We start from the raw sequence: 15,727 nt of genomic DNA, 5'->3' as shown, positions 1-15,727 counted from the left end.
CCTTCTTTTTATTAATGACAAGCCGGAGTGTTTGTCGTTGGTTGAATACTAGAATTATCAGCTTTAGTAGTGTTTAAAAACTCAATTAATTTAAATGCAGCTTCTTCATATCTTTTTGCTACTATTGAATTTGGCTCACACATAGAAATAGGCTTACCACTATCTCCACCCGTTCTAATTGATAAATCAATAGGAATACAAGCTAAAACAGAGCAATCATATTCATGAGCTAAATTAAGCGCTCCACCTTTACCAAAAATCTCATGCTCAACATCGCAATTAGGACAAATAAAGCCACTCATATTCTCAATCACACCAGCTACAGGTATATTTAATTTATTAAACATATCTAAAGCTCTTTTACTATCATCAAGGCTTACTGCTTGTGGGGTGCTAACGCAAACTCCCGCACTAACAGGCACGCTTTGAGCTAGAGTAATTTGTGCATCACCTGTTCCTGGAGGCATATCAAGTAATAATACATCAAGCTCACTCCATAACACATCGCATAAAAGCTGCTCAATTGCTTTCATAACCATAGAGCCTCTCCACATTAATCCTTGTCCTTCTTCAATTAAAATTCCCATACTCATAAACTCAATTCCATAAGCTTTAACAGGACGGATTTTATTGCCTACTACTACAGGTTTTTCGTTTTCAGCACCAAGCATTCTTGGCATATTAGGACCATATATATCAGCATCTAGCACTCCTACTTTTTTACCAAGTTTTGCAAGTGATAATGCTAGATTTAGAGTAGTTGTGCTTTTGCCAACTCCGCCTTTTCCACTACTAATCATTACAAAATGCTTAATTTGTGGAGCTAGATTTTTGATTTTTGGTCTTTTTACTTCTGGCTCTTCTAATTTTGGTTGAATGATTTTAAGCTCAAGTTTATAATGATTATTTCTAGCTATTGCTTCACATTCATTTCTAATAGCATTTGCTATTTGCTCACTTGCAGCTGGAATTTCAATATCCATTAGGATAATATCTCCTGCTAATTCGCACCTTTTTACAAAACCAAAACTTACAATATCCTTTTGAAAATTAGGATATTTGACATTTTTGAATAGTTCAATTATTTCCATTTTTTCTCCTTTTTTTACCTTTTATGCTAACAAAAAAAGTAAAATAATAAGATGAAATTTGTATTTTTATTAATTATTAGTATTTTTTTAAGAGCAAGTGATATTAGTGTTTGTTATGTAAGTGATAGCTACAAGCGACTTGATACTATGTTTGGGCATATATTTTTAGCTTATAACAATAAAGCGGCTAGTTTTAATCTAAATAGTAATTTAAATATTAAAGATAATTTATCAGCACTTTTTGGAGTAGAAGGCATTATGCAAATTTTGCCTAAGGATAAATTAATTAAGTTTTATGAAGATGATGAAAGACAAGTAAAATGCTATCCGCTTAATTTAGATGATAGCCAAGAAGCCAATCTATCAGCTTTATTTTACGAAGATGAGATTTATGATACTTATACATTTTTGCATAAAAATTGCTCATCAGCTTTAAGTATGTATGCCAAAAACTATGGTGTTAATCTTAAATCAAGCCTAATTCCAATTCGTTTTGTATCGCTTAATACTGATTATAAAAAGAACTTTCATAAAGTAGGATTATTTTATGAATATGATAAAAAAAATAGCCTTGATTTTGAGATAAGTATTCTTAGTCTAAATGATAAATTATCTCATAGTTTAAATATATTAAACTTTAATAAAAACTACATTAGCCCTATAAAAATTAGAGAATACGAAAAGATTAGCTATGAATTTGAATTAGGAATTAGATATAAAAAGGCTAGGGTGTTTGCTAATTTTTTCTTAGGGTATTATTATGAAGGTTTTTTTATAGGGGCTAATAATTACGGCTTAAACATAGGTTATTTAAAGGATTTTGATAATTTTGGTATAAAAATTAGTGCTGATAAAAAACATATAAATCTTAATACTTATTTTGATTATAAAAATTATCGTTTAAGTTTAATTGCTAATCAAAATTACGCTAAAATCGGTCTTATATACTCATTTTAAGGATAATAATGAAAAGCGTTGCAGAGAATAAAAAAGCAAGATTTGAATATAGCATAATTGATACTTATGAATGTGGTTTTTCCTTATTAGGTAGCGAAGTTGTAGCTGTAAGACACGGCAAAATCAATTTAAAAGATTCTTTTGTAAGGATAATCAAAGGTGAAGCTTGGCTACTTGATAGCCACATAGGTCATATGAATACGGCGAATAAATACTTCACTCACGAAGATAGAAGAGCTAGGAAATTATTGCTTCATCGTGCAGAAATTGATAAATTAATAGGTAAAATCAGCACAGATGGATTTACTTTAGTAATACTAAATTGTTATTTTAAGCGTGGGATTTTGAAAGGAACTCTAGCTTTAGCAAAAGGAAAAAATCTTCACGACAAGCGTCAAGCAATCAAAGAAAGAGATTTAAAACGAGAAGCAAGAGCGTATTATTAATTAACTCTTAAATATTAAACTAAAATTATTTTATATTAAGGAAAAATATGAGAATTTATTTTGCAAACGACCACGCAGCAACTAAGTTAAAGTTTAGTTTGATTGAATACTTTAGTAAAGAATACGAATGTATAAATCTTGGTTGTGATAGTGATGATAGTGTGGATTATCCTGATTATGCTAATAAATTAGCAAATGAGCTTAAAAACGATACAAATGCAATAGGTGTTATTATTTGTGGAAGTGGTATAGGAATTAGCATAGCGGCAAATCGTCATAAGCATATTCGTGCAGCACTTTGTCATTGCGAAGATTATGCAAGATTAGCAAGAGAACATAATGATGCTAATGTTATATCTTTAGGCGCTAGATTTGTTGATTTTGAACTTGCAAAAAATTTAATCATAACCTTTATAAATACCCCATTTCTTGGTGGAAGACACGAAAATAGAGTAAAAAAATTAGGGCAATAAATGTTATTTATTTGGATGGTTATTACTGCTTTAGTTTGTATATGTATTTATTTTTTAGTGATGACTTATTATTATAAATCATTACTTAATAAAGAAAGAGCCTCAAAAGAGTTTTTAAAAACTAATTTTGATGATACAGAAGTAGTTATGAGAAAGCTACAAACACAACTTCAACGCTCTTTAGGAAATATAGATGTATTAAATGAAGAATTAGATAAGGTAAAAAGTGAATTAACAAGCCTTAGGACAAGAAATTCTCAATATCGCTTAGAAAATAATAAATTAAACACAAAAATCAAAGAATTAGAAGCAAAAATTGAAAGCTTATTATAAGGATTAATATGAATATAGAAAAATTATTAAATGAGAAGATAAAAAGATACCCAAACTACCCAAAAGAAGGAATTGTATTTGCAGATATTACCACACTTTTAGCAGATAAAGAAGGTTGGCAAGTTTTAATAAATCACTTAAAAGATAAATATAAAGATGAAGAATTTGATTTTTTAGTAGGAGCTGAAAGTCGTGGCTTTATTTTTGCTGCTGCATTAGGAGCTATTTTAAATATCCCTTTTGTTCCAATTAGAAAGAAAAACAAACTCCCAGGAGAGCTATTAAGTATTGAATATGATTTAGAATACGGCAAAGATAAAATAGAGATGAAAAAGGACGCATTTTTAGGTAAAAAAGATGTAAAAGTTCTTTTTATGGATGATTTATTAGCAACGGGTGGCACTAGCATTGCTTGTATGAAATTATTAAAATTAGCAGGTGCTAAAGAGATTAAGAGTTGTTTTTTAATAGATATAAATATCGGTGGATATAAAGCTTTAAAAGAGCATTGTGATGATATTTATTGCATTTTAAAGGATTAGCAATGGATATGATAATTAATTTTATAAATTCCTTTTTTGCTGACCCTGAGGGGGTTTTAACTTCCTTATTTAGAGATAAAATCGTAATTGCTAGTATTATTATATTTTTATGGTGCACGCTAGAAGGCGAAACTGCATTAATACTAGCAGGACTTGCAGCTCACGGAGAGCATATTCATATAGGACTTATCACATTTATAGCAGGTTGTGGGGGATTTTTGGGCGATCAGATATATTTTTATATAGGAAGATACTCAAAAAGCTATATTAGAAAAAAGCTAAAAACACAAAGGCGAAAATTTGCAGTAGCACAGATTTTACTTCAAAAATACGGCTGGCCTATAATATTTATTCAACGCTATATGTATGGCTTTAGAACCGTTATTCCTATGAGTATAGGGCTTACTAATTATAGTGCAAAGAAATTTGCAATAATTAATTTTATTTCAGCTCAAGTATGGGCTGCTATTACTATTTTTATAGTGTATATTTTTGGCGAGCATATATGGGAGATTATTAATTGGGCGAAAGACCATTGGTATTTGGCAGGAATTTTAGTTGTAGGATTTTTATGCTTAATTTTATATGCTTTTAAAAGTTTAGAAAATAAATTATTAAGTAAGAAAGGTAAAAAAAATGAAAGTAGTATTTAATGAAAAAAATACTGATTTTAAAGTTTGTTTGATACAAAACAAAGATTTAAGTAGATTTGATGATAAAGAATTTTTTGAAATAAATGATTATAAAGGAGTTGGAGCGATTTGCAACCTAGCTAAAAGAACGCTTTATGTTGGCTTAAATGATGAATTAACTTATGCTAGTTTTATAGCTAGTTTAGGTAGTGCGATTAAGAGCATTAAGAGCTTAAATATAAAAAGCATTAGCCTTGAATTTATTAATCTTGGTTGTGAGTTTTATAGTGCTTATGCTCATATTTATGCTGTTATTTCATCTTTATATGAGTTTAACAAATATCATAAAGAGCCTAAGAATTCTAAAATAGAATTAATAAGCCTTGAAACACAACAAAACGATGATATTCAACAAGGCGTTGAGCTAGGTAAAGTATTAGCAAATGCTTGTGAAGATGTAAAAAATATAGTAAATGAAATTCCAAGCACTTATAATCAACTTAGTTTTGAAAAAGACGCTTTAAAATTAGCTAAAGAATTTGATTTAGAATGCAATGTTTATAGCGATGATTATTTACAAAAAGAAGGAATGAACGCATTTTTAGCAGTAAATCGTGCAAGTAGTTATCCTGCAAAATTAATCCACTTAGCTTGCAAACCACAAAACGCTATTAAAAAAATAGTTTATGTAGGAAAAGGACTTGTATACGATACAGGTGGGCTAAGTCTTAAACCAGCTGATTATATGCTAACTATGAAAGCTGATAAGAGTGGTGCGGCTGCTGTTTTAGGTATTTTAAAAGCAGCTAGTATGTTAAAACTACCTTATGAAATACACGGAATTATAGGTGCAGCACAAAACTGCATAAGCGAAAAATCATATATGCCTGATGATGTATTAATTTCAAGAGAAGGTGTAAGTATAGAAGTAAGAAATACTGATGCTGAAGGAAGATTGGTTTTAGCAGATTGCTTGAGTTTTGCTCAAGATTTAAAGCCTGATTTATTAATAGATTTAGCTACTTTAACAGGTGCTTGTGTGGTTGGGCTTAGCGAATATACAAGTGGTATTATGGGATATAATGAAGACTTGCAAAACGAGTTTTATAACAATTCAAAAAGAAGTGGCGAATATACTTGCGTTTTACACTTTAACCCACACATTAAAGAGCTTATCAAAAGTAAAATAGCTGATGTTAGCAATACAGGTAGCTCAAGATATGGTGGAGCTATTAGTGCAGGAATGTTTTTAGGTGAGTTTATTAGAAAAGAATATAAAGACAAATGGTTGCATTTAGACATTGCTGGACCTGCTTATGTAGAAAAAGTGTGGGGCGAGAATGCTTATGGAGCAAGTGCAGCTGGAGTTAGAATGAATATTATAAACTTACTTAGAATGGCAAGGAGTGCAAAATGAGCCTTAGCGTAGGTATTGTTGGACTTCCTAATGTTGGTAAAAGCACGACTTTTAATGCTTTAACAAAGGCAGCAAACGCTCAAGCAGCAAATTATCCATTTTGCACCATTGAGCCAAATAAAGCTATAGTTGAAGTTCCTGATGAGAGATTAAAAGTCTTAGCAAATATAGTAAATCCTGAAAGAATAATGCACTCAATGATAGAATTTGTAGATATTGCAGGTCTTGTAAAGGGTGCTAGCAAAGGCGAAGGTTTAGGTAATAAATTCTTAGCAAATATTCGTGAAACTGATTTGATTTTACATATAGTAAGATGTTTTGATGATGAGAATATCACTCATGTTGAAGGTGGGGTTGACCCGTTAAGAGATATAGAAATCATAAATCTTGAATTAATCTTAGCTGATATTGAACAACTTAATAAAAAGCTTGATAGACTTAGCAAAGAAGCAAGAGCAAATCTTAAAGGTGCTAAAGAATGCCTTGAATTAGCACAGGATTTATTAAAACACCTAGAAGATGGCAAATTAGCTAGTGAATATGCAAATCGTGATAGTGAAGCTTTTATAACTTTAAATAAAGAATTAAGATTACTTAGTGCTAAAGAAGTAATTTATGGCGTTAATGTAAGCGAAGATGAATTATTAGATGATAATGATTATGTAAAAAAGGTGCGTGAATATGCAGCCAAATCAAATCATAGTGTTTTAAAATTATGTGCTAAGCTTGAAGAAGATTTGGTTGGAATGGACGAAGCTGAAGCTAATGAGTTTTTAAAAGAATTAGGCGTAAATGAAAGCGGTTTAGCAGCTATTATTAGGACAAGTTTTGCTAAGCTTAATTTGATTTCTTATTTTACTTGCGGGGTTAAAGAAGTTAGGTCTTGGACTATTCATAAAGGTTATAAAGCTCCTAAGGCTGCAAGTGTAATTCATAATGATTTTGAAAAAGGCTTTATCAAGGCTGAAGTAATTAGCTATGATGATTTTGTAAATTGCGGTGGCGAAGCAAAAGCTAAAGAAGCAGGTAAATTACGCTTAGAAGGTAAAGATTACGAAGTAATTGACGGCGATATAATGCACTTTAGATTTAATGTATAAATCTTATTAGCAAGGCTTAAAAGTCTTGCTAATCTTTTAAAAATCCTTTTTATTTATAGAATTTAGAAAAGATAAAAATTTTTATAAGCAAACTTAAAATACTCAAATAAAAAATTAAAAGACAAATTAAAAATCTTTATAAGTTAAAAATATTATTGATTGAAGATAAATCAAATACAATTAAAAGTCTTGCTAATCTTTTAAAAATCCTTTTTTATTTATAGAATTTAGAAAAGCTAAAAATCTTTATAAGTTAAAAATATTAAAAGCATTGTTGATTGAAGATAAATCAAACAAGACTTAAAAAAGCCTTGCTTGATTTTAGATTAGAAATTATAAGAAAATCCTAAGTTTATATTGTAGTTATTATTAAAGTGATTTGTAATGCTCTTAGCAAAATCTAAATTAATGTTAGTATTAGCACTAGGTTTATAATCAGCTCCGAATTTGATTTCAAATCCTCTATCTTGAACCCTTTCAAAATAATAAGTCATACCATCATTAGCACTATTACTTGGACTTTCGTTTAAGTCTTTAATATAAGCAAATTCAGTATTTAAACCTACTTTATCATTGATTTTAGCACCAGCTTTAATACCTGCTTTTGCAGTATATTGAGCTGCTTGTTCTGTTTGAATTCCTAATACTGCTCCATCAATATTTACTTTTGGATAGCGAGTAGCTATTAATTTAACATTAGGTTCTACATAATAATCAGAGCCAAATCTTTGTCCTACTTTAACTTTTGCTTGCCATAAATTATCATATCTTGTAGTATTTATCATCGCTAAATCACTCTTATAATTACCCTTTAAAGTTAGTAAATTTAAGTCATAATCAACGAAAAATCCCGAATTAAAATTCGTGCTAGCATAAAGTCCAATGCCAGTTATTCCAACATCAGTGCTTAATGCTTTATTAGCTTTTAGTTTTGCTTTAGAAGCTTTTATACCATAAGCTACATCAAGATTTTTTAAAGATACTTTATTATCTACTCCGACATTAACTCTGCTACCTTTTAAATTATTTGAATCTGTTTCAAAATAACCATAATCAGAATTTATCCAAAAACCTTTATTTTTATCATCATTTCTTAAGTAATTAAATCTTAAGTCATTATCATCAATATAATATCTAGCAACATAATATGGTGTATACATTATGTTTTTAATCGCACTTGTAACAGCTGGGTCAAGATATTCTAAAGTCAATAAATCCTTATCATCAGCACTAACCTTACCAAAGCCTTTTAAAGCTTCTTTATCTATTTCTAAATTAGACCTAATGCTATCTTTATTAATTATTGGGTCTTTATCTGTTAAACCTAAACTCCATACTCCATCTTTACCTATTTCATCAAAGCTTAAAACCTTAGTATTATAAGTAGCTAAAACGGTTTTATAAGTTACTTTAAAATAAGCTTTATCTTTTTCATTATCTTCTTTTTTACCATTTACAATAGCAATAGGAACTCTTGTATTTATTAACTTACTTAAGTTCGTATTGTATAAAACGATTTCATTATTTTCTCCTAAAGCTTCTTTATTTACTATGATAGGACCACTGAATTTATCTTCTAAACTAGTATCAATTCCACCACCATAAATATAAAACTTAGAATTATTAGCATTTAGAGTATTAGTTACAACTTGTGCTTGAATGTGTGAATTATCCACTATTAAATTATCAGCTCTAATTCCACCTATACCATTGCTATTTGTATTAGTAGCTCTTATTGTTGAATTTTTGATTGTATAAGTGCTATTTTTTAAATCGTTTGTCTTATCATAAGTATTTGTAGCCAAATCATCAATGCTTGATATAGGTTTAGTTCCTGTAATTTCTATAAAGGCATTATCAGCATTTAGCGTATTTGTTTTAAATGTGTTTGCAGTGAAATTACCTGAAATCTCTGAATGATTATGCACTAAAATATCTTTATTAAAGGTATTATTTAAGTTCGCATTTATATTGCATTGTTCTACATTGTTATTATAAATTCCATTGCTAGTTTTTAATGTCCCACACTTACTATTGTCATATTTAATAGCAGCATTAATAATAGAATTATTTACATTCAATTCTGAATTATTTGTAATATCTTCGCTTATATTTTTAACATTTGTAAGACTTAAAATACCGCCATCATCATTTGTAATTTTGGTTGCTAATTCGCCTATATTATTAAAGTCTAATTTAGATTTATCCCCATTATTTTTAATACTTGTTCCAGCGATTTTATCAGTATTATTAATGCTTAAATCTCCGCCATTTTGATTTGTAATATTATTAAATGATTTAATATTATCTAATACCACTTTAATAGCTTCATTTACTAAATCTTTCATAGAAGCATTGCTTAATTTAGTATTTCCATTGCCTTTTAGTGTTAATTCATCATTAAATGTTGAATTATTTAAATTATTTGTCCCACCATCTATTGTAGTTTTATTGTTAAATTGTGAGCCATTATCTTTTACATTCTTAGCTATAACTTCGCCATCAAATGTAGTTTGATTAGAATCTAGGCAATCTACTTCTACTTTTCCTTTAAGAGTTGTCGTGCTATCTGGTTTAAAACAAGCTTTATTTCCTTTAACGCTTATATCATTTTTTAAAGTTGAATTACTTACTTTAAATTCCCCACTAGCATTTAATTTAGCGTCTAATTTAGACTTATCATCAATATTTTTAATATCCAAATTATTTGCATTAAATGTAACATCTTTGCCTATATTAACACCATTTTTACCATCAATATTGCTTAAGCCTGTGCTAGTGATTGTAACAGGAGTTGTATCATCGCTACAAATACTAGCTTTGTTATTTAAATCCAAATCCTTAGTATCAATGCTAGAGCAAACTTTAGCATTATTAGTTAATGTGGTTTTTCCATTATTTGCAGTGATTATTGCGTCTTTTCCTTTAAACTCCCCACCACTAATAGTAATATTCCCAGAATTTGAAGTAGCTTTAATATTATTTGATTTAGTGTTGTTTAAATTAATATCATTATTTGCATTTAATTTCGTATTATCTTTTATAGTTGCATTAGTTACATTGATATTTTTATCTGCTTTTAAATCAGCATTAACTTGCGTAGGCTCGCTTCCTTTGATTGTGATATTTTCTTTTGAAGTTAGTTTAGAATTAATCTTGCTTGGATTATTCTTATCATCTGAAGTTACAACAATATCTTTTATAGCATTAATTGTCGCATCAATTACGCTATTTGCTATATTTGCCATTCCTTGCAAGATAATATTAGAACTCTTATCATCTTTACCTATTTGAGAATTATTAGCATTAAGATTATTAGCATTTACATTGCTTGAGTTCAATGTAGCATTTGTAGCTGTAATATTATTAGCTTTATTAATATCTGCATTTATCGTTGTATCTTTTCCTAAAGTAATATCATTAGCATTTTTTATAGTAGAGTTAATGGTGGTTTTCTTATTAGCAGCAGGTGGTTCTGGACTAATTCCATCATGCACTCCTAGATTTTGAGCGTCATTGCTTAAGATTATATTACCTGCTACATCAATATTTCCGCCAGCAACTTCAGCCCCATTTGCAATTAGTAGCGTTCCACTAGGATTTTTGCTAGTTAAATCTCCTTTTATAGTAGCATTATCAATTGTAGCATTGTTAAAATTACTATCTGCATTAATCACTGCACCTCTTCTAGCTACTAATTCATTAGTTTCTATTGCTTTATTAATTGTAGTAGTTGTGTTATTAGCACAAGAGCCACCACCTATTATATCTACTCTACCGCTACTATTAATATTTGAATTAACAATAGAGCCATTTTGCACGGTAACTAAATTAGTTCCTTTAATTAAACCATTATTAGTAGTAGAGCAATCTATTAAGGCTTTATTTGTAAATAATTCTCCTAAAACATTTACAACTGATTGTTTAGTAGCTGAAAAATCACTAGAATTACCATTTGTTAAAGTTATGCTAGATGAACTTATATCAGTATTTTTTGCATTTAGAGTATTTGTTTTTATGTTTTTAGAATTTGTAATGCTTAATTTCTCATCAGCTTTAATTAAATTAGCATTAATTCCTTTAGCAACTTGTGTATTTAAGATATTAGTATTTTTAGCACTGATAGTATCTCCAGTAAATTTAACATCATCTAAAGTTAAATCATTTAAGCGTTTGCTAGTATCATTACCTATATTTGCACTAGCTAAATCTACATTTTTAAGACTTAATGTATCATCTACATTTGCTGCATTTATATTAGAATTACTAATCGTAGAATTAGCAATTTTTAAATTCCCATCAATTCTAACATCATTATTTTTATTAGCATCTTTATTTTGAATGTTTAATTTTTCTAAAAGCATATCTTGAGCTAATTGTAATAATGTTTTATTAGCTTTGATTGTAGTTTCTTTTGAATTGTCTAATTTAGAATTAATGAAATTAACTTCATTAGAAGTTAGATTTCCCGATAAATTAGCGTCTTTTATAGTAGTAGTGCTTTTGATATTTACATTACCACTAAGTGTAGCTTGATTTCTTACTTCTAAATTATCAGTATTTTCAATTGACGCTAATACTTTTGTATCTTTTCCATCTATTATGATTTTACCACCATTAGTATTTGTGCTAAGCTTTGTGCCTTCGTTGATTACGCTTTTGTTTTGTAAGGTTATTGTATTAGCATTTATGGTAGCATTTTCTGTTGTTGAATTATCAATCGTTATATCTTTAGCTTTTAAGCCACCTTGTATAGTTGAGCCATTATTTACTTGTATATCATTAATAGCATTGATTTGTGAGTTTGTTTTAGTGCTACTATCGTTTAAAGTAACGCTATTAGCATTTACAACACCACTTTCTCCTAAAATAGCTTTGCTTTCAAATTCTGCTGTAGTAGTTATTGTAGAATTAGCATTTAATGTAGCACCATCTTTTACAAGCAATTTATTAGCATTAATTGTCCCTTTTATATCGGTTTCTTGAGTATCTGTTACAGGAGCGTTATCCATAAGCATTTTATTACTTAAAATAACGCTTCCACTATTTGTTATAAACTTAGCATTTTCATCTGACTTAGCTCCATATCCTAAGAGTATATCACTATTTTTAGATTCTAATTCTCCGTTTATAGTCCCCCAATATGCTTGGATTTTATTATTTGCCTTAATTGTTGCAGTTTTTTCTACATTTGCATTTAATAAATCCACACTATCATCTATATCTAAAATACCTTTTATATTTCCACTTCCTATTCTTGCACTATTTGCTTTGATTGTTTTATCTGCATTTAAGGTAGCATCACTATACATATTTAAAAATCCACTTGCATTTATATTGGCATTGATTATTGTATTTGTTTCATAAATGTCTATATTTTTAACATTTATAATATCTGCATTTAGCTTACTTCCATAAGATATTTTTGCATCACCACCTATATCAAGGGCTGAATTAATTTCGCTATTATTTTCTATATCTACATTGCCAGTTGATTTAAAGCTATTTCCATTATAAGTTGAGTTTTGAAAATAAGCTCCGTCTGTATTGATATTTGCACCACTAACACTTGCATTAGTAGATTTAAAATAATTACTTGTAAATTCTCCACCACTAACATTAGTTTTGTCTTTACCTAATTCTCCAATATTAATAGAATTTGTGCTAGTAAATACTCCACCATTTACATTGCTACCTGATTTAACATATATATCATTTGCATTTAATTCTCCGCTACTTACATTACCACCAGAATTAATGTTTATAGTGTTATTTGCAGTGATTTTACCACCACTTACATTGCCACTAATATCAGCTTGATTTGTAGCGTTTAGCTCTGATGAGCCACTTATATTTCCGTTTTGATTTAATTTAATATTAGTAGCTTTGTGAGTTCCTTTGCTTACATTTGCACCACTTTCAATGATGATATCAGCTCCTGCTATGGTATTGCCTTGTATATTAGACTTGCCTTTATAAGTAACATTATTAAACTTACTTTCTAAATTAGCGTTTTCGCTTGTGTTTGAACTATCTAGCGTAATGTTTCCGCTTTCAGCTATGATTTTACCCGATTGGATATTTGAGTTATTGTTAATATTTACATTTTCATTAGCTTTAAGTGTTCCAGAAAGTATATTTGAATTGTTAGTAATATTGATATTTTTACCATTTATGTTCTTTGCATTACTATCTGTATTATCTAAAGTTACACCGCCTTGAGTTGATGTTACTTCTGTTTTTGACATTAAGGCTTTATCGGTTTTATTATCCTTAATTGTTATATCGCTACCACTTTTTAAGGTTACTAAATCTAGCTTAGAATTGGTTATATTTATTTTATTTCCACTTTGAGTAGACCAAATACCACCATCTGTAGTGTTGTTTGAAGTAAGATTTGAATTAGTAATATCAATTGTTGAATTTGCTTTACCTACAACTATATGCTCAAAATTAACATTAGAATTATCTATCTTAACATTACTATTTGTGCTTATTCTTCCGTTAGTAGTTACAGAGCTTTTCTCTATTGTAAGATTATCAGCGTTTATTCTATCCCCACTTATATTTGCATTATCTGTGATAGTTAGTTTTTGTATAGCGTGTGTTGAAGTGCCACCCGTTGTTCCTATATTAACATCAGTATATTTACCACCTTTGATATTAATTCCACCTGTTGTGCTGCCTTTTTCTTGTCCTATATCAGAATTACTCGCAGTAACATTTACAAGGTTTAGAGTTTTATCTTTACCACCTATTATATTAACAGCGTTTTTGCTAGTTCCAACGATTGTAGTGCCTGTTATGGTTGTATTATCTCTAGTAAAAGTAGCAGCATTATTATCTTTTGTATTTATCGTGCCATTTAGTAAATTAGAATTTATATTAAAGCCAGCTGAATTGATATTAATTGTATTATTAGTGCCGGTAGTTTCATTAGTTGCGTCACCTAATATTACACTCCCACCATTGTGAGTAATGGTATTGCCACTTGTATTGCCATTAATATTTAAAGCCCCACTATCGCTTATAATAGTTGAATTATTAACTTCTTTTGTAGTTAAAGTCCCACCTTTGCTATTTATAGTTGAGTTATCTTTAACATTATTAACGCTTAATTTTCCATTAGCATTACTATTAATAGTTGAGCCTATAACATCGCCTGATATAGTTAAATTACCATCTGTATTACTATTAATAATTGAGTTATTTGTAACATTTTTAACTTGGATTGTAGCACCATCACTATTGATAGTTGAGCTATCTATATTGTTTGTTACCTTTAAAGTCCCGCTAGTTCCATCAATTGTAGAACCTACTACATCATTTTTAACATCAATAGTCCCACCATTATTTTTAATAGTTGAGTTAGTTATATTTTGATTTACTGTAAGATTTCCACTTTTTTCACTATTTATAATTGAATTAGCAGTAATATTATCAGCAGTTATATTTGCACCTTTACTATTAATTGTAGATTTATTTGTGATATTTCCCGCAGTTAAAGTTCCACTATCGCCTTCAATTGTTGAATTGTCAATATTGCTATTTACTTTAATAGTCGCACCTTTACTATTGATAGTAGATTTATTTGTGATATTTCCCGCAGTAATATTTCCACTTGTGCCATTTACTACTGAATTATTAATTTCATTTGTAACAGTTAAATTCCCATTGCTTTCACTATTTATAATTGAATTAGCCGTAATACTATCAGCAGTAATAGTCGCACCTTTGCTATTGATAGTAGATTTATTTGTGATATTTCCCGCAGTTAAATTCCCACCATTTCCATTGATTGTTGAGCCATTAATTTCATTTGTAACATTAATAGTTCCACCAGTTTCGCTATTGATGATGGAATTATTATTGATATTTTTAGAAGTTAGAGTTCCGCCTTTGCTATTAATAGTTGTAGATGAAATAGTTTCAGCTTTTAGATTGCCTTTGCTATTTTCTAACTTAGAAGTAGAAGAGCCATTACCTTCTAAGGTATTTAATGTCATTTCTCCCCATTTGTTTTGTAAAAATGTATTTTCTAATTTCGTATTACCTTTTACTATAAATGTTGCACCATTATCATTTACTAGATAGGTATTATTACCTATTAGATTGCCTTCTACAATTAATGATGCTTTTAGATTTTGCATATAGATACCATCTTTACTTTTAAGCTCTGTTTCATTTAAGCTACTAGCATTGTTAATATCCCCATTAATAGTAAAATCTTTTTTGACTGTCATCGAGCTATCAAAATTCATCCATAAGGTGCTTCTATCTTCTCTATTTTGCTGACCTGTATTTATGTGTTTTGTGCTATCAATAGTGAAATTATTAAATGTCCCATTAAAACCATGTATTGGGTGAAAATCCCCACCACCACTCATAGTAAAGTTAGTAGTTTCAGCACTTGTTCCATTGGTAAAAGTTATACTTTTTATATTTGTTTGGTTAACACTACTATATTTATCATCTATATTCTCAATAGTTAAAACTTCTTTGTCAAAAGTCGCTGCTTGAACTGAACTAATTATCGTAAATGCTAGTAATGACATTCTTATGGTCTTATTCATATGAAATCCTTAAAAAGTTGCTTGATTTTTATTAATGCTAAAAAATTGATATAAATCAAGGTATTATATTTATAAATTGAAAAAACAAAGCTTAAAAAATGATAATTTTGCAACAATTTTTGCTAAATTTTTCGCAATAAAATACTTAAATATTACAAGTTTT

10 protein-coding genes are annotated in these 15,727 nt (G+C 29.1%); 8 read left to right on the top strand and 2 right to left on the bottom strand.

Annotation, left to right across the window (positions count from 1 at the left end; translation table 11 throughout):
- Positions 1-11: 11 nt before the first annotated feature.
- Positions 12-1,091, bottom strand: coding sequence for an Mrp/NBP35 family ATP-binding protein (locus tag AVBRAN9331_RS00360; protein WP_214149760.1), 1,080 nt, complete (start codon positions 1,089-1,091; stop codon positions 12-14).
- A 51-nt stretch (positions 1,092-1,142) separates the two neighbouring features.
- Here AVBRAN9331_RS00360 and AVBRAN9331_RS00355 point away from each other — a divergent pair, with 51 nt between their 5' ends.
- From AVBRAN9331_RS00355 to ychF, 8 genes are read left to right on the top strand one after another with little or no spacing between them, the layout of a single operon-like run.
- The gene (locus AVBRAN9331_RS00355; protein ID WP_336612192.1) at positions 1,143-2,048 is read left to right on the top strand and encodes a lipoprotein N-acyltransferase Lnb domain-containing protein; all 906 of its coding nucleotides are present in this window, start codon (positions 1,143-1,145) and stop codon (positions 2,046-2,048) included.
- Positions 2,049-2,056: 8 nt separating this feature from the next.
- A complete protein-coding gene (gene smpB / locus AVBRAN9331_RS00350; RefSeq protein WP_336612191.1) occupies positions 2,057-2,494 on the top strand; it encodes an SsrA-binding protein SmpB in 438 nt (145 codons plus the stop codon).
- 32 nt (positions 2,495-2,526) lie between these two features.
- Positions 2,527-2,967, top strand: a complete 441-nt coding sequence (locus tag AVBRAN9331_RS00345; RefSeq protein ID WP_336606870.1) for an RpiB/LacA/LacB family sugar-phosphate isomerase — start codon at positions 2,527-2,529, stop codon at positions 2,965-2,967.
- Positions 2,968-3,300: a hypothetical protein gene (locus AVBRAN9331_RS00340; protein ID WP_214115786.1), complete on the top strand. Its 333-nt coding sequence runs from the start codon at positions 2,968-2,970 to the stop codon at positions 3,298-3,300. It abuts the gene before it with no gap.
- The gene (gene apt, locus AVBRAN9331_RS00335) at positions 3,294-3,842 is read left to right on the top strand and encodes an adenine phosphoribosyltransferase (protein WP_442862231.1); all 549 of its coding nucleotides are present in this window, start codon (positions 3,294-3,296) and stop codon (positions 3,840-3,842) included. The genes AVBRAN9331_RS00340 and apt overlap by 7 nt, the downstream gene beginning before the upstream one ends.
- A 2-nt stretch (positions 3,843-3,844) precedes the next feature.
- Entirely contained in the window at positions 3,845-4,495 is a 651-nt protein-coding gene (locus AVBRAN9331_RS00330) for a DedA family protein (protein ID WP_250325095.1), read from the top strand.
- Positions 4,479-5,891 (top strand): leucyl aminopeptidase, encoded by a 1,413-nt coding sequence (locus AVBRAN9331_RS00325; protein WP_336612190.1) that lies wholly within the window; start codon positions 4,479-4,481, stop codon positions 5,889-5,891. Before AVBRAN9331_RS00330 ends, AVBRAN9331_RS00325 begins: the two co-directional genes overlap by 17 nt.
- Entirely contained in the window at positions 5,888-6,991 is a 1,104-nt protein-coding gene (gene ychF, locus AVBRAN9331_RS00320) for a redox-regulated ATPase YchF (RefSeq protein WP_214119875.1), read from the top strand. The genes AVBRAN9331_RS00325 and ychF overlap by 4 nt, the downstream gene beginning before the upstream one ends.
- A 326-nt stretch (positions 6,992-7,317) precedes the next feature.
- Here ychF and AVBRAN9331_RS00315 read toward each other — a convergent pair whose 3' ends face one another.
- Positions 7,318-15,564, bottom strand: coding sequence for a hypothetical protein (locus AVBRAN9331_RS00315; RefSeq protein WP_336612189.1), 8,247 nt, complete (start codon positions 15,562-15,564; stop codon positions 7,318-7,320).
- Positions 15,565-15,727: the final 163 nt, after the last annotated feature.

Source organism: Campylobacter sp. RM9331 (genome assembly GCF_020137685.1).
Classification (GTDB): domain Bacteria; phylum Campylobacterota; class Campylobacteria; order Campylobacterales; family Campylobacteraceae; genus Campylobacter_E.
The sequence above is the reverse complement of the archived record's forward strand: the minus strand, read 5'-3'. Positions and strand labels throughout refer to the sequence as shown.

What these genes read in the sequence shown, in the direction of transcription:
- AVBRAN9331_RS00360 (WP_214149760.1), bottom strand. Translation starts at nt 1,091, where the DNA reads ATGGAAATAATTGAACTATTCAAAAATGTCAAATATCCTAATTTTCAA.
- AVBRAN9331_RS00355 (WP_336612192.1), top strand. Translation starts at nt 1,143, where the DNA reads ATGAAATTTGTATTTTTATTAATTATTAGTATTTTTTTAAGAGCAAGT.
- smpB (WP_336612191.1), top strand. Translation starts at nt 2,057, where the DNA reads ATGAAAAGCGTTGCAGAGAATAAAAAAGCAAGATTTGAATATAGCATA.
- AVBRAN9331_RS00340 (WP_214115786.1), top strand. Translation starts at nt 2,968, where the DNA reads ATGTTATTTATTTGGATGGTTATTACTGCTTTAGTTTGTATATGTATT.
- AVBRAN9331_RS00330 (WP_250325095.1), top strand. Translation starts at nt 3,845, where the DNA reads ATGGATATGATAATTAATTTTATAAATTCCTTTTTTGCTGACCCTGAG.
- AVBRAN9331_RS00325 (WP_336612190.1), top strand. Translation starts at nt 4,479, where the DNA reads ATGAAAGTAGTATTTAATGAAAAAAATACTGATTTTAAAGTTTGTTTG.
- ychF (WP_214119875.1), top strand. Translation starts at nt 5,888, where the DNA reads ATGAGCCTTAGCGTAGGTATTGTTGGACTTCCTAATGTTGGTAAAAGC.
- AVBRAN9331_RS00315 (WP_336612189.1), bottom strand. Translation starts at nt 15,564, where the DNA reads ATGAATAAGACCATAAGAATGTCATTACTAGCATTTACGATAATTAGT.